General features: G+C 57.5%; 9 protein-coding genes. 4 read left to right on the top strand and 5 right to left on the bottom strand.

The features are described 5' to 3' along the window. Positions 1-210 precede the first annotated feature (210 nt). The 3 genes from ACXAG1_RS06395 to ACXAG1_RS06385 form a co-directional block, all read right to left on the bottom strand. Positions 211-1,458, bottom strand: coding sequence for an NCS2 family permease (locus ACXAG1_RS06395; RefSeq protein ID WP_475092029.1), 1,248 nt, complete (start codon positions 1,456-1,458; stop codon positions 211-213). Positions 1,459-2,411: 953 nt separating this feature from the next. Next, the gene (gene guaD, locus ACXAG1_RS06390) at positions 2,412-3,710 is read right to left on the bottom strand and encodes a guanine deaminase (RefSeq protein WP_475119262.1); all 1,299 of its coding nucleotides are present in this window, start codon (positions 3,708-3,710) and stop codon (positions 2,412-2,414) included. Positions 3,711-4,025: 315 nt separating this feature from the next. Next, a complete protein-coding gene (locus ACXAG1_RS06385; RefSeq protein ID WP_475092027.1) occupies positions 4,026-4,796 on the bottom strand; it encodes a TetR family transcriptional regulator C-terminal domain-containing protein in 771 nt (256 codons plus the stop codon). A gap of 416 nt (positions 4,797-5,212) precedes the next feature. Here ACXAG1_RS06385 and xdhA point away from each other — a divergent pair, with 416 nt between their 5' ends. From xdhA to xdhC, 3 genes are read left to right on the top strand one after another with little or no spacing between them, the layout of a single operon-like run. Next, complete coding sequence (gene xdhA / locus ACXAG1_RS06380; RefSeq protein ID WP_475119261.1) at positions 5,213-6,778, top strand: xanthine dehydrogenase small subunit; 1,566 nt, start codon at positions 5,213-5,215, stop codon at positions 6,776-6,778. Continuing rightward, entirely contained in the window at positions 6,771-9,188 is a 2,418-nt protein-coding gene (gene xdhB / locus ACXAG1_RS06375; RefSeq protein WP_475119260.1) for a xanthine dehydrogenase molybdopterin binding subunit, read from the top strand. The genes xdhA and xdhB overlap by 8 nt, the downstream gene beginning before the upstream one ends. Continuing rightward, the gene (gene xdhC, locus ACXAG1_RS06370) at positions 9,185-10,075 is read left to right on the top strand and encodes a xanthine dehydrogenase accessory protein XdhC (RefSeq protein ID WP_475092024.1); all 891 of its coding nucleotides are present in this window, start codon (positions 9,185-9,187) and stop codon (positions 10,073-10,075) included. The genes xdhB and xdhC overlap by 4 nt, the downstream gene beginning before the upstream one ends. A gap of 100 nt (positions 10,076-10,175) precedes the next feature. On the opposite strand, the gene ACXAG1_RS06365 is transcribed toward xdhC, so the two are convergent. Continuing rightward, a complete protein-coding gene (locus ACXAG1_RS06365) occupies positions 10,176-16,736 on the bottom strand; it encodes an outer membrane protein assembly factor BamB family protein (RefSeq protein WP_475119259.1) in 6,561 nt (2,186 codons plus the stop codon). Between the two features lie 226 nt (positions 16,737-16,962). On the opposite strand from ACXAG1_RS06365, the gene ACXAG1_RS06360 reads away from it, so the two are divergent. Beyond that, positions 16,963-17,682 (top strand): YebC/PmpR family DNA-binding transcriptional regulator, encoded by a 720-nt coding sequence (locus ACXAG1_RS06360; RefSeq protein ID WP_475092022.1) that lies wholly within the window; start codon positions 16,963-16,965, stop codon positions 17,680-17,682. Between the two features lie 91 nt (positions 17,683-17,773). On the opposite strand, the gene ACXAG1_RS06355 is transcribed toward ACXAG1_RS06360, so the two are convergent. Then, positions 17,774-18,928 (bottom strand): hypothetical protein, encoded by a 1,155-nt coding sequence (locus tag ACXAG1_RS06355; RefSeq protein ID WP_475092021.1) that lies wholly within the window; start codon positions 18,926-18,928, stop codon positions 17,774-17,776. Positions 18,929-19,061 lie beyond the last annotated feature (133 nt).

Raw genomic sequence — 19,061 nt, 5'->3', positions numbered from 1 at the left:
TTCGCGCGTTTCATATGCGCATACAAAAATGTCGTCGACTGCACACTTCCAACAACAGTTATCAGGCTCTTGCCGGCCTTTCATTTATTCGTCGAAATGCTCATCTCGCGGACAGGACTCACCGGGCCGGGGCTCTACAGGTAGAGAAAGCTCCCGACGGTGAGTCCTTTCAATCGATTTCGTGTTTAAGACAGCTTACGAATAAGCGACTTACAAGAAGGCAAACTTGGCGATAAAGATGGCACTCAGCACATACAGGCTGACGGAGATCTTTTCGTGTTGGCCGGTGAACAGCTTCATGGCGGTGTAAGTCAGGAAGCCGAGGGCGATGCCGTTGGCGATGGAAAAGGTCAGCGGCATCATCACCACGGTGACGATTGCCGGGATGGTGTCGGTGTGATCCTTCCAGTTGATGTGCGCCATGCCACCCATCATCAGCATGGCCACGTAAATCAGCGCACCGGCGGTGGCGTAGACGGGGATCATGCCGGCGAGGGGTGCGAAGAACATGGCGAGCAGGAACAGTACACCCACGGTCACGGCAGTGAGACCGGTGCGACCACCGGCGGCGACACCGGAGGCACTTTCCACATAGCTGGTGACTGGCGGACAGCCGACAAAGGCGCCCATCACACTGGAGGTGGAATCCGCTTTCAAGGCGCGGGAAAGGTTTTTGATGCGGCCGTCGTCATCCACAAGGTGCGCGCGGTGGGCAACGCCCATCAGGGTGCCGGCGGTGTCGAACATGTTGACGAACAGGAAGGCGAGAATGACGCTGATCATGCCGACGTTCATTGCGCCCTTGATGTCCATAGCCATCCAGGTGGGCGCCAGGCTCGGCGGTGTGGATACAAGCCCCTGGTATTCCACCAGGCCGAAGGCCCAACCAATGGCAGTCACCCCCAGCATGCTGAACAGGATGGCGCCGAACATTTTGCGGTAGCTGAGAATGGCGATCAGCAGGAAACAGAGTGCGGCAAGCAGTGCGGATGGATTGCCGAAGCTGCCCATGGACAACAGGGTCGCCGGGTTATCCACAACAATGCCGGCGGTCTTGAGGCCGATCAGGCCGAGGAACAGGCCGACACCGGCGCCCATGGCAAAGCGCAGGCTCATGGGAATACTGTTCAGCAGCCACTCGCGTATCCGCGACAGGCTCATGATCATAAACAGCACGCCGGAGATAAACACGGCACCCAGGGCGATCTGCCAGCTGTAGCCCATCTCCCCGACCACGGTGTAGGTAAAGAAGGCGTTCAGGCCCATGCCCGGCGCCAGGCCTACGGGCCAGTTGGCGTAGAGGCCCATCAGGAAACAGGCGAGCGCTGCACCGATACAGGTGGCAACAAACGCCGCCCCGTGATCCACACCGGCCTGGGCCATGATATTGGGATTCACGAAAATCACATACGCCATGGTGAAGAAGGTGGTGATACCGGCCACCAACTCTGTTTTCACCGAGGTTTTGTGTTCGCGAAGTTTAAAAATACGGTCTAAAAAACCGGTGCTCTCTGTATTCACTGAACTCTTTGCCGAACTCGTCTCCGAACTGGTGGACGGATTGAGTAAATGCTGGTCTTGCTTAAGCGTTTCCACAAGTGATCCTCTCATTATTGTTGTTTATTACCAGAGAGCGAACTTCTGTCTCAGGTAGGTGATGGCATTGCCCGCCTTTCCTGTGCCTTCTTACGACGCTTCCACGCTTTCTCCGACCGTTTCGGCGCCGACCTTTGTCACCCCTTTATACGCCAGGGGGCGTCCTTATATGGGCTTTATTTTTGACTTAAAGGTCAAGAAGTAAGGGCTGAATCGATAATAATCCTGTATACAATGATTGCAACAATATTTTCAGAGAGAGTACACCACCTGTTCACAATCAAACTATGCGTCATTTAACTTAGCAACCAAAAGTATATTCATCCCCAATTAATGCAGTTTAAAGGGATGACTATTACGAACCATACAGGCCAATTAGTAGCCACTCATGTAATTTCTTACTCGTGACCGAGCTTGTCGACACAAAAACATCATCAAGAAATGGATTTGGCGCCAATAGCTCTTTCACCTACCAATTGAGTCCCCCCCCAACACGCGCATACAAAAAAGGGGCCACCGGGCCCCTAAAAAGATCAACAAAGACAAACTTAGGGAATCTCTAACCCAGTACGCGATGCCTCAGGCACTCAGAGCGGTTCACAATCAAGGCGTGGCTTCGCAGGAATGTTGCGACCTTTCAAGAAGTCACAACGAAGAGTGTGAGCCGCTCTGGGTGCCCCAAAGGGCGCGACCTGAAAGCCGCATCTGCTGCGTTGCAGCTCTTGTAAAGGGCTAGCCATTCACTGCGAACTGCGCCTTACAGCTGCAACTTTCAGGTCACGCTGAGGCATTGCGCACTGGGTTAGAGCTTCCCGTCATTTCTGGTGGCGGCAGATCCCTGCGGCGTAGGTCGCTTTTACCGCGCGGTCGTCGCCGAGAATCATCAGCGCAAACAGCTTTTCCATCAGGCTGCCGGACTGGGCAATACGCCGGCCGATCAGCGGGGTGGCGTTGTAATCCAGCACCACAAAGTCCGCGTCCTTACCGGGCTGCAGGTTGCCGATACGGTCATCCAGATACAGGGAGCGGGCGCCGCCGAGGGTGGCCAGGTACAGGGCCTTGAACGGGTCGAGCTTTTTGCCCTGCAGCTGCATCACCTTGTAGGCCTCATTCAGGCTCTGCAATTGCGAGAAGCTGGTGCCGGCACCCACATCGGTGCCGAGCCCTACCCGCACGCCGTGCTCTTCCAGCTTGTCCAGGTTCAATAGGCCACTGCCGAGGAACAGGTTGGAGGTGGGACAGAAAGACACCGCGGAACCGGTCTCCCCCAGGCGTTTGCATTCGTCATCGCACAGGTGCACCCCGTGGGCAAACACCGAGCGCTCGCCGATCAGGCCGTGGTGGTCGTACACATCCAGGTAGCCCTTGCGCTCAGGGAACAGGGATTTCACCCACTCGATCTCCTGTTTGTTTTCAGAGATATGGGTGTGCATATACAGGCCCGGGTACTCCTGCAGCAGCTGGCCGGCGATGGCCAGTTGCTCGGGGGTACTTGTGGGCGCGAAGCGCGGGGTTACCGCGTAATGCAGGCGGCCCTTGCCGTGCCAGCGCTCGATCAGCTCCTTGCTGTCGGCGTAGCCGGTTTCGGCGGTATCGCACAGGTACTCGGGGGCATTGCGATCCATCAGCACCTTGCCGGCGATCATGCGCAGGTCGAGCTTCTCTGCCTCGGTAAAGAAGGCGTCGATGGACTGTTTGTGCACGGTGCCGAACACCAGCGCGGTGGTGGTGCCATTGCGCAACAGCTCCTGGATAAACACCTGGGCGAGTTCGCTGGCATGGGCCGGGTCTTCGAATTTGCGCTCGGCGGGAAAGGTATAGGTCTCCAGCCATTCCAGCAGCTGTTCGCCGAAGGCACCGATAATGTCGACCTGCGGGAAGTGGATGTGGGTGTCGATAAAGCCGGAGGTGATCAGGGCGTCGGTGTATCGGGTCAGCTCGGCGTCCGGGAATTTGCCCAGCAGGTCTTCGGCGTGGCCAACTTCGAGGACTTTGCTGTCCTCGACCACCAACAGGCCGTCTTCAAAATACTCGTAGGAAGCCTCGACGCCAACGTCACGGGGGTCGGCGATACTGTGGAGAATGGCGGATCGGAAGGCTTTGCGTTGGGACATGGTGACTCTCATCTGGCAATTATTTTTTCCTCGCCAGCGGTATCTCCCCTCCGCAGGCGGGAAAAAATTAAACCAGTGAGCCAACCGGCGTCAACAAAAACCTGATCAAATGGTCAGAAATTTACGTCATGCCGGACTTGATCCGGCATCCAGCTTCGTAGTACTGGATTCCGGGTCTAGCCCGGAATGACGGGAGCGGGGGTGCGTGGGTGGTTTGTGGCGCACTTACTTCGAATTTACGTCATGCCGGACTTGATCCGGCATCCAGCTTCGTAGCGCTGGATTCCGGGTCGAGCCCGGAATGACGATAGTGGCTCAATCCCAGTCCAGGTCCACCTGTACCGACTCAAACGGCGGCACTTCCAGTCCGCAGCCCCGCAGCACAACATCAATCAGGAATTTCGCCGCGTGGTCGAAGTCTTCGCGGGTGTATTCCGCCTTGTTCTCGATCATCAGGATCTGGGTCTGGAAGTCGGCGTAGTGCTGGGTGGAAGACCAGATGAGGAGGATGAGCTGCACCGGGTCTACCGGCGCCATGCGCCCCTCGTCGATCCACTGCTGAATCACCCCGGAGCGGTCGCGAACCCAGTCGCGCATGCTGGTGCGCAGGTGTTCTTTCAGCACCGGCGCGCCCTGGATCACCTCCATGGCGAACAGCCGCGAGGCGAGCGGGTGGGTGCGGGACATTTCCACCTTGGCCTTGATAAACCGCGCCAGGGTCATGGCCGGGTCGTCTTCCGGTTTGATGGACTCCAGCATGGCGTTCCAGCGCCCGGTGATGGTGTCAAACAGGGCCGTGTACAGGCGCTCCTTGTTGCTGAAGTAGTAGAGCACATTGGACTTGGGCAGCTCGGCGCGCTCGGCGATACGCTGGATGGTGGTACCGCGGAAGCCGTTCAGGGCGAACTCTTCCTCCGCCGCAGCCAGAATCAGCTCGCGGTTGCGTACCCGGATTTTGCCGGGACGCTTTTTCCGAACGGTTTTCCCGGGCTCCGCGTCGTCGGGTGCCATATCCAGGGCGCGGGCCAGCTCTAGCTCTTCACTGCGATTGGACTCGGTATCGGGCGTGTTCTTTGGGCGGGGCATAGGGGACATTGTGATTGTTATTAACAGGCGGCCGACAATAGCCTAACTGCCGGGAGCTGGCAAAAGCGTTGTCGGCGTTCTGCCGCGTCACCACTTCCCACCCAGCCATCAAATTTCAGACGAAAACCCTCCATCCGGCCAAAAACATTTCCTAACCACCTGATCAGCTTTTCCGGGCGCCACAGCCAAATCCGCAGCAAAACCTGACCTTTTGATCAAATTATTACTTGTCCAAATGGTCAAGAAAATGTAAAACAAAAACTCGTCGCAGTACCGAAACGGAGTTTGGAGCGCTGCCGGCGAGCAAAGCGGAGAGAGAAAACCCGCCGGCACCTGCCTGTGAAGGTAACCGCCCAGGCAGGCCCGGCAACCACCATCGCAAAACCAATAAGCAAACGAATAATGCGGGGAAAACAGTGATCGAGTTCTATCTGAATGGTCGGCATCAGCAGCTGGCGAGCGTCGACCCCAACCTCACCGTACTGGAGTGGCTGCGCACCGAAGCACGGCTCCCGGGCACCAAAGAAGGCTGCGCCTCCGGCGACTGCGGGGCCTGTACCGTGGCCATCGGCTCCATTGAATCGACAACAGCCACCGGCGAAGACCGCCTGCGCTACGACAGCGTCAACAGCTGCATCGCCCTGGTCGGCAGCCTGCACGGCAAACACCTGATTACCGTGGACGGCCTGCAGACAGAACCGGCGCACCCGGTGCAGAAAGAAATGGTGGAATGCCACGGCGCCCAGTGCGGCTTCTGCACCCCGGGCATCATCATGTCCCTGTTCGCCCTGCACACCGAGAGCGCAGCCAACGGCAAGACTGCGGACGACGCGGCTCTGATGGAATCCCTTGGCGGCAACCTGTGCCGCTGTACCGGCTACCGCCCGATTGTGGAAGCAGGCCGCAAGGCCGCGGTGCAGGAGTGGCAGCCGGTTGAGACTGAGGTTGAGGGCACGGAACAACAACAGAATTCCACCGAGCTCGACCTGCGCGGCCCCGCCTGGCTGCAAAACCCGGAAATGATCGCGCAGCTCAAACAGGTGCAGCACAACCCCATTGCCGTCGCCACGGAAAACGGCCGCCGCTACGACGCGCCCACCACCCTGGAACAACTGCGCCAGCTGCGCGCGGAACACCCCCAGGCGCGCATGGTCGCCGGCGGTACCGATTTATCCCTGGAGATCACCCAGTTCCTGCGGGACCTGGACCACGTGATCGGGCTGAACAATATTCCCGAGCTGCAGGAAATCCGCGAGCAGCAAGACGGCCTCTATCTGGGCGCCGCTGCCAACTACCGCGCTGCGGAACACGCGCTCGCCAGCCGCTGGCCCCACTTTCACACCATGCTGGAACGCCTCGGCTCCAAACAGATCCGCAACCGCGGCACCGTGGGCGGCAACATTGGCAACGCCTCCCCCATCGGCGATATGCCACCGGCGCTGATTGCGCTGGGCGCCGAGCTGGAGCTGGACAGCGCAGACGGCGTGCGCCGCCTGCCGCTGGAAGAGTTTTTCCTCGACTACAAAAAAACCGACCTGCGGGAAAACGAATTTATCCGCGGTGTGTGGATTCCCGCTTCCCAGCCCGATGAACAGCTGCTGATCTACAAAATTTCCAAGCGTCTGGACGATGATATTTCCGCAGTGCTCGCCGCCTTCTGGCTGAAGATCGACGGCGCCATTGTGGAAGACTGTCGCCTCGCCTTCGGCGGCATGGCCGCCATTCCCAAGCGCGCCGCCAATGCCGAAGCAGCGCTACGCGGCCAGCCCTGGAACCTGAGTTCCGTGGTCGCCGCGGTAAAAGCACTCGCCGAAGACTTCGCGCCCATGACCGATGTGCGCGCCTCCGCGCAGTATCGCCAGCAGGTGGCCGGCAACCTGATTCGCCGCGCACTGCTCGACTCCGCGCGCAGCGACTTCAAACCCGTCAAACACCACACGGATAACAATGAAAAGCCATTGATGGTGACCGAATATGCGTAAACTCCCAGACGTCTCCCACTCGAACAGCAACTCCGAGAAAAACCCGGCCACCCATATCAATTCCGCCCGCGGTGTCGCCGGCAATTCCGCCATGCACGACAGCGCCTGGAAGCACGTGCGCGGTGAAGCCCGCTATATCGACGACCTGCCGGAACCGGAAGGCCTGTTGCACGCCGCCGTCGGCCACAGCAGCCACGCCCACGCCAGAATCAAATCTATGGACCTGTCGGCAGTGCGCGCCTTTCCCGGCGTCGTCGCCGTACTGACCGTGGACGATGTGCCCGGGCATATCGATATCGGCCCGGTGTTCCCCGGCGATCCGGTACTGGCCAACGGCCTGGTCGAGCATATCGGCCAGCCGCTGTTCGCCGTCGCCGCCACCAGCCTGCGCGCCGCGCGCCAGGCCGCACGCCTCGCCAAAGTGGAATACGAACCGCTGGATCACGCGGTCACCGTGCACGATGCGCTGAATAAGCAATTGTTCGTGCGCCCGGATCACACCCAGCAGCGGGGCGATTATGAAAAAGCTTTGAAGGAAGCCCCGCACCGCTTGCAGGGTGAAATCAATGTGGGCGGCCAGGAACATTTTTATCTGGAAGGCCAGGCCTGCCTGGTGGAACCCACCGAAGACGCCGGCGTGCACGTGCACACCTCCAGCCAGCACCCCTCGGAAGTGCAGACGCTGGTAGCAGAAGTACTGAACCTGCCGATCCACGAAGTCACCGTGGAAGTGCGCCGTATGGGCGGCGGCTTCGGCGGCAAGGAAACCCAGGCCGCGCCGCTCGCCTGCGTCGCCGCCATGCTGGCCCGCCACACCGGCCGCGCGGTGAAATACCGCCTCGCCCGCTACGACGACATGGTGCAGACCGGCAAACGCCACGACTTCTACAACACCTACGACCTCGGCTTCGACGACGACGGCGTCCTGCAGGGCGCGGACATCATGGTCGCCGGCCGCTGCGGTTATTCCCCGGATCTGTCGGACGCCATCGTCGACCGTGCCATGTTCCATTCGGACAACGCCTACAGCCTGGGCCCGGCACGGGTCACCGGCCACCGCTGCAAAACCCACACGGTGTCCAACACCGCCTTCCGCGGTTTCGGCGGCCCCCAGGGGATGATGACCATCGAGATGGCCATGGACGATATCGCCCGCTACCTGCAACTGGACCCGCTGGATGTGCGCAAGCGCAACCTGTACCGCCCCGGGCGCGACACCACTCACTACGGTCAGGTGGTGGAGCAGCACGTACTCGCGGAGCTGATGGAAAAGCTCGAAACCAGTTCCGACTACCGCAAACGCCGGCAAGAAATCGCCGCGTTCAACCGCAGCAACCCGGTACTGAAACGGGGCATTTCCCTCACCCCGATCAAGTTCGGTATCTCCTTTACCGTGCAGCATCTGAACCAGGCCGGCGCGCTGGTGCATATCTACACCGACGGCAGCATCCTGGTGAACCACGGCGGCACCGAGATGGGTCAGGGCCTGTATATCAAGGTCGCGCAGGTAGTGGCCGCCGCCTTCCAGGTGGACCTCGACAAGATCAAGGTCACCTCCACCCGCACGGACAAGGTGCCCAACACCTCTCCCACTGCCGCGTCTTCCGGTTCCGACCTGAACGGCATGGCGGCGCTGGATGCCTGTGAAAAAATCAAAGCCAACCTGGCCGACTACGCCGCACAGAAATTCGGCGTGGACGCCAACGAAGTGCGCTTTGCCAACAACCAGATCATCGCCGGTGAACACGCGGTGGACTGGGCCGAGTTTGTACAGGGCGCCTACACCGCGCGCATTCCATTGTTCTCCAGCGGCTACTATCAGACCCCGAAAATTCACTACGACCGCAGCACCGGCCAGGGCCGCCCGTTCTATTACTACGCCAACGGCGCCGCCTGCTCGGAAGTGATCGTCGACACCCTCACCGGGGAATACCGCACCCTGCGCACGGACATCCTCCACGACGTGGGCCAGTCCCTGAACCCGGCCATCGACATCGGCCAGATCGAGGGCGCCTTTGTACAGGGGGCCGGCTGGCTCACCACCGAGGAACTGGTCTACGCCGACGACGGCCGCCTGCTCAGCAACGGCCCAGCCACCTACAAAATCCCCGCGGTGTCCGACGCGCCACTCGATTTCCGGGTCAACCTGCTGGAAAACAGCCCCAACAAAGAGGCCACCGTATTCCGCTCCAAGGCCGTGGGCGAACCGCCGTTTATGCTCGGCATGTCCGTGTGGTCCGCCCTGCGCGACGCCGTCGCCAGCGTCGCGGATTACCGGGTCTGTGTACCGCTGGATACCCCGGCCACTCCGGAGCGGGTACTGGACGCCGTCACCCGCACCCAGCAATGGATGGAAAACCAGACCGCGAGCAGCACCGCGGCCCCGGTTGAGGAGGGCGAACCCGCATGATGCAGCAACTCCCGTGGCACAAGGCCGTTGCCGACTGTGAACAACGCGGCGAACCCTATGTACTGGTCACAGTACTCGGGGTCACCGGCTCCGTACCGCGGGAGCCCGCCAGCAAAATGGTCATCACCGCCGGGGATACCTACGACACCATCGGCGGCGGCCACCTGGAATACAAAGTAATCGAGCGTGCCCGCGGGCGCCTCGACACCCGGGAATACGGTTTCGATCTCGCGCACTTTCCGTTGGGCGCCAGCCTCGGTCAGTGCTGCGGCGGCAGCGTCGCCGTATTGCTGGAAGCCCACGGTGGCAGCGATGCCCGGCTGGTGGTGTTCGGTGCCGGCCACGTCGCCCAGGCCATCATGACCATCGTCGGGCAACTGCCCTGGCAGGTGACCTGGGTGGACGCCCGCGCGGAGACCTTTCCACAGCAGATCCCCGCCAACGTCACGGTCCATCACACCGACGATCCGGCCGGCGACGCCCCCGAACTGTGCGAGAACGCCCACGTACTGATCCTCACCCACAACCACGCACTGGACTTTGACCTGTGCTGGAAACTGCTGGAACACCGCCGCCATGGAATAGCTGCGGCCTCGATCGGCCTGATCGGCTCACAGACCAAGGCGGTGCGTTTTCAGCAGCGGCTGCTGCAGCGGGGGTTCAGCGAGGAGGAGATCGGCAACATCCGCTGCCCCGTAGGGCGAACAGACGTGCCCGGCAAGCGCCCCATGGAAGTGGCGGTGTCGATCAGTGCGGAGATGATTGCGCTGGTGGCGGAGGCCACTGGCAGTGCAGACCGGCAACCCCGCCGCGGTCTGCCATGGAACCAGCTGCGGGACCTGAACAGCCCGCAACCCGAAGAAGCATTACGCGCGCAGGCGGGCTGACCCCGCCGCACCGAACCCGTGTTCACTCAGGGGGCTACACGCTAGCCAACACCTACCCTGTCTTTGCGACCGGCCACTGGCCGGTCTTTTTTTGGTTTCGCTATTCCGGCAACAGATCAATCGCGGTCAGCTCGTGCCCGGAAATATACAGCACCCCTTCATCACTGAGGCTGAGATCGCCGGAGGCAGTGTAACTCCACACAGTCTCCTGGCTTTCCAGATCAATGGCAAAGGTCGTGGTACCGCCTCCAACGAACACATGGGTTCTGGTGATCACAATGTTGGAAGTCAGAGACTCACTGGCCTCGTAACTCCACAAGGTATCTCCGGTAGGTTCATCAATGACCTTCAAAATGCCGGACTCGAGGGCAAAAATCTGCCCCAGGTGCGAAGACGGTTGCCCGACATAGCTGCCGGAACGCTCCCACAGGATCGCTCTCTGCTCCAGATCAAATACCACCAGAGTACCCTGCTGAATCGCCACCGAGTTCCCCAGCCCGGTCAGCACGGTCGCCATATCTACGTCGTAACCACGCCAATTAAAATTGGGGAAGTCGATGGTGTAGGCAAGCTCCCCCGTCACCCGGTCATATGCAGCAAAGTCGGTAATAAATGCGTAGACGTAGTCGTCATCTACCGCCGGTGTAAACCCATCGTATTGCGCAGTATTCGCAAACCAGTTTTGATCGCCGGTCTCCGCATTGTGGGAGTACATTCCCCCGTAATAGCCACCCGCCATATACAACTGGCCATCAAACGGCGTTGGAGCGAGATACCTGGACCATTGATTCGAATAGGACGTGGCGAAAGACAAGGCCCCGGTTTCCGCATCGACACCGCGAACAAAAGAATCCCCGTGCCCGCCGGTTTGGAAAAAGACCTGGCCATCATCGTAGGCCGGAGCATTCAGGCTACTGATATCGTCATAGGCTTTTTCCCACAGTAGCTCGCCAGTTTCCGCATTCAGACCGTAAATCCGCTGGTTGCTGTAATAACTACTGCTGGAAACAAACACCCGGCCATCGCCAGCGGCGGCGCCGTGCAGTTGCGGGGTATCCGGGAAGGCCTTGTTCCAGCGCAAGCTGAAATCACTTTCGTCCAGGTCCCAGGGGGTATAGCCGGTATGATCCGCGCCGCCCTGCGCGGTACCCCAGACGATCGGCCGCGGAAACTCTGTTTCATCTGAAGGTGAAGTATGCGCAACGTACTCTTCCAGGTTGGAGAAAGTATCCGAGTCCAGATCTTCCGCAGCGTCTCCTGGAGCGTTGGGATCGAGTCCTACGAGTAGCTCCCAGTCGTCCCGCATGATGTCGCCATCACTGTCCCGCAACAGCGGAGAGGTATCGTGAATCGCGTACTCATCAAAATCACTCAGCGTATCGCCGTCGGTATCAGAAAGCACTGGGGAGCTGCCGATCACCGCCTCTTCGAGATTCGTCAGGCCATCGTCATCCGCATCCGCTGCGGCATCATCTACCTGAACGTCCAGGCCATAGGTGATTTCGTACAGGTCATCCATACCATCCATATCGGAGTCACTGGCCAATGGGTCGGAACCGTACACCTCTACCTCTTCCCGGTCCGTAAGGCCATCGCCATCGGAATCCATCAGGGTCGGATCCGTGCCTGCGGCGACCTCTTCGCCATCATTCAGGCCGTCACCGTCTGAATCCGGATTCAGAGGATCTGTACCGCGTACCAGCACCTCGTCACCATCATTGACGGAATCTTCATCCGTGTCCGTTTTGTTTGCGCGGGTACCCAGCACAAACTCTTCTGCGGCGGTGAGATTGTCGAGGTCATAGTCCGAGTTCGCGTCACTGGCGTCGTGGGGATCGAGGCCATTGCCGGCCTCCCACCAATCGGGAAGACCGTCGTCGTCGCTATCCAGGTGCGGCGTAAAATCAATAAACGCTGCATAAACGGACAGGTTAACAGCACTATTCAGATTGGTATCCGCCATCACCAGATCATTAAACCGGGATGACAACAGCAGGTCGCCATTCGGGCGCAGGGAGATATCGTAAAAACTGCCACCGATATCCAGGCTGGCCTGTTCAACACCGGATTGATCGTACTTGGTGACTTGACCATTCCAATCGGCAACAAAGAACTCACCAGCCGCATTGACCGCAACGCTTCTGCCACTGTTCACGGTAATTTCTGCCAGTAGCCCCATGGTGTCCGGATCATATTTATCGATGGCACCACCGCTAAATGCGTAAAGGTATCCATCCTCCCCTACGGTCAGGTCGATATAACCCTTACCACTCACAAATTCGACCGAGCCATCACCGAGATCAAATACCACTATGCCCTGATTGGGGCTGCCAGAGGTCGACATGTTGGTGACAAATACGCGCTCACCAATAGCGTCGATACCGCCATAACTGCCATTGTTGATGGTCGACCAACCGGGCGCCGAGTAATGCGCCCACTCATGCAGGTGCGGGGCGTAGATACTGAGAACCGGCTCGAAGGTGCCATTGAATACGGCAACTCGCCCGTCTTCCAACGTGGCCAGGTCGCGAGCGTATCCCGTGTACTCCTCATTCCCGGCAACCTCGACTTCTTTCTGCAGGTTTCTTTCAAAATCGTAGAACTGGATTTTGTTGCCGTTCGAGGCAACAAAACTCGTACCCATTTCAAAAACATTTTTCAGTGGCTCAACAACAAAGTTATCAAGGTATACCGAACAACTTGCACCAGTGCCCTGAATAGAAATGCTCAGTTCATTTTTACCACCCGCCATCAATACAGTCTGGGTATTCCAGGCAGTCTGCGGCGGATTCCCGGCATAGACCAGCTCGCCATTTACACGAACCGATACGTCTTTGCTGTAGTAGTTGTAACAATCCGACACCAGATCAAAAGAAAGCTCGGCAGGTGAAAAGTTTCGCTGCCAGGTGATGTTGGCACTGCCATCTAGTACCAGCGCATGGCTACCATGGCTCGCCTGGTCGGTTGTGACCGCCACCTCATCGGGCGCCGATGCCACCACAAACTCTTCAGGAATGCGGCCGTCTTCAAACGAGAAATACGCGTTCGATACGCTGGCCGGCACTGAGCCGGCCTCGGCCGCATCGGTGCCATTGATATACTCGATGTAGTTGGCGTACCCATCACCGTCCAGATCCTCTGCCATATCGCCCGCGCTGTTGGGGTCCAGGCCGGCAGCCAGCTCCCACGCATCCGGCATCAGGTCGCCATCAGAATCTTTTTCACTCGGGTTGGTTTCATGAACAAAAACCTCATCCCCGTCTTTCAGACCATCGCCGTCAGAGTCTGCTTCGGTGGCAGAGGTGGAGGCGATAAACTCCTCCAGGTTACTCAGGCCGTCGCCATCGAGATCCTGGTCAGCATCCGAGGCATCGTCGTCATCCAGCCCAAACTGGAACTCCCACCAGTAGGGAATACCATCTTCATCCGCGTCGCCAAATAGTGGAATTTTCCGGAACGACATGCCGGTTCCGGCATCGGGCTCCAGATAGACAAGACCTTCGTCGTACTGCAGCACCTGTCGGCCATCAAGTGTCCCCAGATCCATACTGAACAAGGGCTTGCTCAGCTGTGCGTCGTAGGCAGCCAGCCACAGGTTGTCCTCGATCTGGAACAGTACTGTCGATATCGTATTCCACCAGAATGCATCGCGGGGATAGAACTCGCTGCTGAGCGCAGGCCAGGATTCCGACAACGGCAATTGTTGGCTGTACGGGGTGCCCTGCATATCACGCACCACCGTATCTCCCCCCACTAGAATACGACCTGCATCCGGAGATACTGCGACAAACGCTGGCAGCTCTGGGGGGGCAAACCTGAACGTCCGGGTGTAACCCAGGTACCCTGTTTCCGGGCTTATCGCACCACTACGTAACTGCCCGTCGTAGCTATTTTCATTCCAGTAGAGACGATCGGTTTCGGCGTGATACTCGAGATCGACCGAGTCGTTGTAGATCTGAAAATAATTGAGGCGATCGAAATCAGAGCTCAACACATTGAATTTTCGGTACCCGGAGTTGGTGGTTTCCGCGACCAGCAGGTGCGGCCCGGCATTAACCAGGTCGACATCACGACCCGCCACCTGGAGCAGCCGCTCCGACTGCAGTGGTTGAACACTGGAAATGCGGTGCGCAACCCCGGCATCATCGGCGACCAGCAAATTTCCGTTATCTGTTACCGCAATGGATACCGCCTGTGCTCCGGTCAACTCACGCGCAAGCAGGATCGGGTTCAGGTTTTCTTCCTGCATCAGATCCCATCGATAAATGATCTGCTCGCTCACCGACAGGGCATAAACAATGTTGTCGTGCAGAACAGATTTTTCCACCTCACCGATCACAACGGCATTTGTAACATCGCATACCGTGCCGTTTCCTTCCGAGACCTCCTGGCAGGCGGAATCTTCAGGGTAAGCATCCAGAGTGAGCCCGGTGGTGGAGTCTGTCTCACTGTAGCCAGCATTCCAGCTGTCCGGCCAACCATCACCATCGGAATCCAGCGACGCCGCCGGATCCGTTGGGAAATGGTCATCGACATTTTCTACACCATCGTCATCCAGGTCGCGGTCAGTTCCAAATGTATGAAAATGGAACTGTCCGGAAGCCTCGCGAGTCACCAGGAAGTACTCGTTTTCCCGCGCCATCAATGCGCTGGTAGCGCCCACAAAACTCTGCGTCTCGTACAGTTCACCGTTGCGGGTGTAAGCTTTCACGCTTGTCGCGCCTTGAGCGTTGGTACCTGCCGTGACCAGATCATGGCCGTCATACTCGGCGCGATCAAACGGCAGCAGATCGAATTCGGAGCGGTCCTGACTATCGGCCTTAAATTGCACACCCGAGCCTGTCAGTACCCGGTTGACATTGTCGAGCACCAACACCTGCCCATCCGGGTAATAATCGTTGTCGTAAGGGTAGTAATAGTCGTAATTGAACTGACCGTTACTCTGATTGATATCGAGATAAGCCAGGCGAGAGGCCGAAGAAGTACCAGTGCGGAAAAAGAGTCGCCCAAGCGAGTCAGACCAGTCGGCAGAGAGGAAATTATTTTCATAATCCCGCTGGTACATAAGCTGGCCGCTGCTGGCCAGAGTCAGGTGAGTGGTTCCCTTATCATCATCCGCGGCGACAAAGAGGTAGTCACCCGCCGCAGCGAGGTTCAGCACAGGAAAGCCGATATTGGTGAGTAACCGCAGGCTACTGCCATCCAGGTAACGAATGGCGCCATCCGGGTAGGCAATGTAGGTGCGCGTATGTCCCTCGTGTACCAATACCGATGTGGGCATTACGTCGTCCACGGCGAGCACGATCTTCTCTTCAATGCCCTGTGATTCCGGCACGTACCGGAACAGGGTCAACTCGGCCTCAGTGCTCGCGACCAGCAGGACACTGCCGTCCTCCCCCGCGATACTCTGGTCAATTTCATAGGCTGAAAGGGCGGTCAGATAGCACTCGCCACCATTGCCGTGTTCCTCAACGCTACAATTTCCATCCGTTGGATAGGCGTCACCGTTATCGCCGACACCATCGCTGTCGCTGTCCAGGGTTTCCGAGGGATCCAGAGGGAAGGCATCCGCGATATTGAGAACACCATCGCCGTCGATATCTTCGTCAATCTCATCCGGTCTTCCGTCGGCATCCATATCCGGACCGAGCGCCGCCAGTACGATCGGTGAAGGGGCATTTTCCAACGCCACAGTATCGGCCCCAGGCGCCGTTTCAGCCGCTTCCATCAGGAGTAGCTGCGCGGTTTCACCCGCAAGATAATCCTCTGCGCCCTCGCCGCGTACGGCCCCCGTTCCCGGAATAATCAGCTCGCCAATCACCTGGCGTGCGGCCACTTCAAACACCTGCTGGCTACCTTCGATAAAGTCGGCGGCCGTCAGCGAGGTGAGGCCATCGTACTGACCGTCCAGCAGGTCCGCCGCCATCAGTTCCAGTACTCGGGAAACCGGCTGCCCCAGCTCCAGCGAGACCTGCCAGATCAGCGCAACCTGAGCTTCCAGTGCAGTACGGTAGTCAAGCAGCGCCTCCGTAGCGGCTTTGGTCTCAATAACAAGAGGTTCCTGCCTGAACAGGTCCACATCCTGCAACAGACCAAATCCGAGCTCAGAGCCCACCGTTGCAGAATAGCGATCAACCAGTTCGTCGAATTGTGCAGCGCTCTCGGCACCACCATTGAGGCGCAGCATTTCCACCACCAGGGTGGTACTGACGGTGGCGTAGACAGGCTCCCCGCTTTCCAGCGCGTCGCTCAGAGCAAGGGTGGCCAGTGTCGTCACAACCGGCGCCTCGCCGGTGGAAATGTCGACGGTGTCTGTATCGGCAGTTACTTCGACCAGATAATAGTCCGCGTCATCCAACTCGAACTCGATGCCCTCAAACGCACCCGCCGCCTCGGTGCTACCGTCTGCGAGCAACTCGCCTTTCAGAGACGCCCCGGTCAAAATCGAGTAAACACCGACCGCCGCGTTACTGAGGGGGCCCTTGACCGCATGGCCATCGAGCAAAACGGGCTCAACGGAGGCGGGCGGGGGATTCGGGTTTGGATCCGATGGGCCACCCGATGAACCGTCACCGCCTCCACCACCGCCACAGGCGGCCAGTGCGGTTACCGACAGAAGGAACAGACCCCGGGAAATGATATTTATTGTTTTAGTCGACATTTTGAAAGCCAAGTGAACATTTTTTATGCAAAAGGACTCCAAAACCATCAACTCTGGCGCGGAGTTCCCCAACTTTTCTGGGTATGTAAATTACGCAACTTGACACGCCTGTTCAATTACACGCGATTACACTCGCCCCCATCGAATTCGAATAGCTTCTCATCCCCCCGCCGCCCCAGTAAAATCGCCCCTTCATCGGATACCAGAGAACCCGGAGCACCCCCCCATGGGCCGAGCCTACCAGAACCGCAAAGAATCAATGGCCAAGACCTCGAACATGAAGGCCAGAGTCTACAGCCGCTACGGCCGCGAGATTTACGTGACCGCCAAAGCCGGCGGCATCGACCCCAACGGCAACCTCGCCCTGCGCAGCCTGATCGACCGCGCCAAGAAAGAACAGGTGCCCACCCACGTGATTGAAAAGGCCATCGACAAAGCCAAAGGCGGCGGCGGCGAAGACTTCTCCCGCGCCCGCTACGAAGGCTTCGGCCCCGGCGGCTGCATGGCCATCATCGAATGCCTCACCGACAACCCCAACCGCACCTTCGGCGACGTGCGCCAGGCGTTCACCAAAACCAAGTGCAAGATCGGCACCGAAGGCTCCGTCAGCCACAGCTTCGACCACCTCGCCATCCTCGTATTCAAACACGACGACGAAGAAGCGGTACTGGAAGCCCTGATGGAAGCGGACGTTGACGTCACCGATATCGAAAACGAAGACGGCAAACTCTCCGTCTTCGCCCCGCATACGGATTACAACAAAGCCAAGCAGGCGTTAATTGAAGCCTTTGGTGAAATTGATTTTGACGTGGACGAAATTCAGTTTGTGCCGCAGACGTATACCCAGGTGACCGGGGATGATGTGGCGCTGTTTGAGAAGTTTACGGCGATGCTGGATGACTTGGAGGATGTGCAGGCGGTTTATCATAACGTGGAGAATATGTAGCTCCCGAATGAGTCTATTTATAAGGTACTAGCCCAAATTCCGGAACTTGGACTAGTACTCTCAACGCTCAGTGACCAAAAAGAGTTGACCACTATACTGTCGTGACTTTGCGGATCAAACGGTTGACGGCACCTCGTAAAGCACGAATCGCGGCTTTCATTCGCGCTGAAGGATAGCTCCTCTCAAGATCGCTGACTTTTAACTCAAGATCGGCAAGCACTTTTTCTTTTTCATCTAGGTTTCTCTTAAGCTCTCGGTTTTCCACCTCAAGGCGCTCATACCTCGATTGAGAAGAGTCAGTATAGCAGCGCCCAGATAACGGTCCCTCATCAAAATAGAAGCGGATAAGAGGCTTCACTTTACTTAGCCAAATAATGCCCGGCTCTCGAAACCTGGAGTGGTCGTAGTCCAGTAAGTGACAAGGTAAGCCTGTGAGCTCGGAAAATGTCTGTTGATATTTTTCATCAAATCTATCCCTAAACTCAATCGGTGGAGGGCCTTCGATATACTTAGAGTGCTTAGCAGACAGGCCCATTTTTTCCAGGACTTCTTGAAAACTTGGCACCGCATTCCGAATTTTAGCGCTTCTGGTACTGTTGATGATTCGGTATATTTCAATGTCTGGAGCGCTAAGGCCGACATTTTTTCGGTCTGCTAAATCAACCACCAGAAGGCATTCAAGCCCCATTGCCTCAATGATTTCTTGAGTAACACTTTGTGAGTAGTTCAGAAACTCAACCTTGATGCCCTTTTCAAGAAAAGGCTTAAAAAGCTTGTTGTAATCAAAAAACGCAAATCGTTTTGTTAAGTATTCTCCAAACTCCGTGGACCACCCCCAACGCCTTACAAACTCCCGGTAGTGACTAACTGCATAGTCAAAAACATTACGCACAACAAAAATCACTGAAATTTCTTCAGTGGAGTAAGGTTGAAGATGACTGATAAGATCGAAAAGCTTAACTGCGGCTCCTGGTCTTGACCAAGCTTCGCTTGAAAGAATCAGCTTTTCCGGCCGATGAACTTCGATTTCACTTTTGAGGTCAGAAAGCAGTTTTTGATAGGAGTCTTTACCATATTCATAGACAAACCTACTATGCCGATAACCAATAGATTCACCATTTTTTGATATCCCTGCTAACGGAAATAACACCTTGTTTTCTAATAGTTTTTCTCTTTGTTTGTACAGGGAATCCTGGAGTGCTGAGCTACCCGTTTTAAATGTCCCAGCATGGATAAAAATCTTCACCGCAACTTCCTTACTTCAAGCTGAGTTTATTTTTTGTGCTTCTTTTACAGGAAGCTACCTTAGCACGCTGAATATATAAGCAGTAGACGCATTGCATCTACCGGTCAACGAACCATCAATTCCCTGCCCCCAG

The organism is Microbulbifer sp. ABE4_465, from assembly GCF_056160765.1.
The sequence above is the reverse complement of the archived record's forward strand: the minus strand, read 5'-3'. Positions and strand labels throughout refer to the sequence as shown.

Coding starts and splice junctions, on each gene's coding strand:
- guaD (WP_475119262.1), bottom strand. CDS start 3,710: ATGTCCCAACGCAAAGCCTTCCGATCCGCCATTCTCCACAGTATCGCC.
- ACXAG1_RS06385 (WP_475092027.1), bottom strand. CDS start 4,796: ATGCCCCGCCCAAAGAACACGCCCGATACCGAGTCCAATCGCAGTGAA.
- xdhB (WP_475119260.1), top strand. CDS start 6,771: ATGCGTAAACTCCCAGACGTCTCCCACTCGAACAGCAACTCCGAGAAA.
- xdhC (WP_475092024.1), top strand. CDS start 9,185: ATGATGCAGCAACTCCCGTGGCACAAGGCCGTTGCCGACTGTGAACAA.
- ACXAG1_RS06365 (WP_475119259.1), bottom strand. CDS start 16,736: ATGTCGACTAAAACAATAAATATCATTTCCCGGGGTCTGTTCCTTCTG.
- ACXAG1_RS06360 (WP_475092022.1), top strand. CDS start 16,963: ATGGGCCGAGCCTACCAGAACCGCAAAGAATCAATGGCCAAGACCTCG.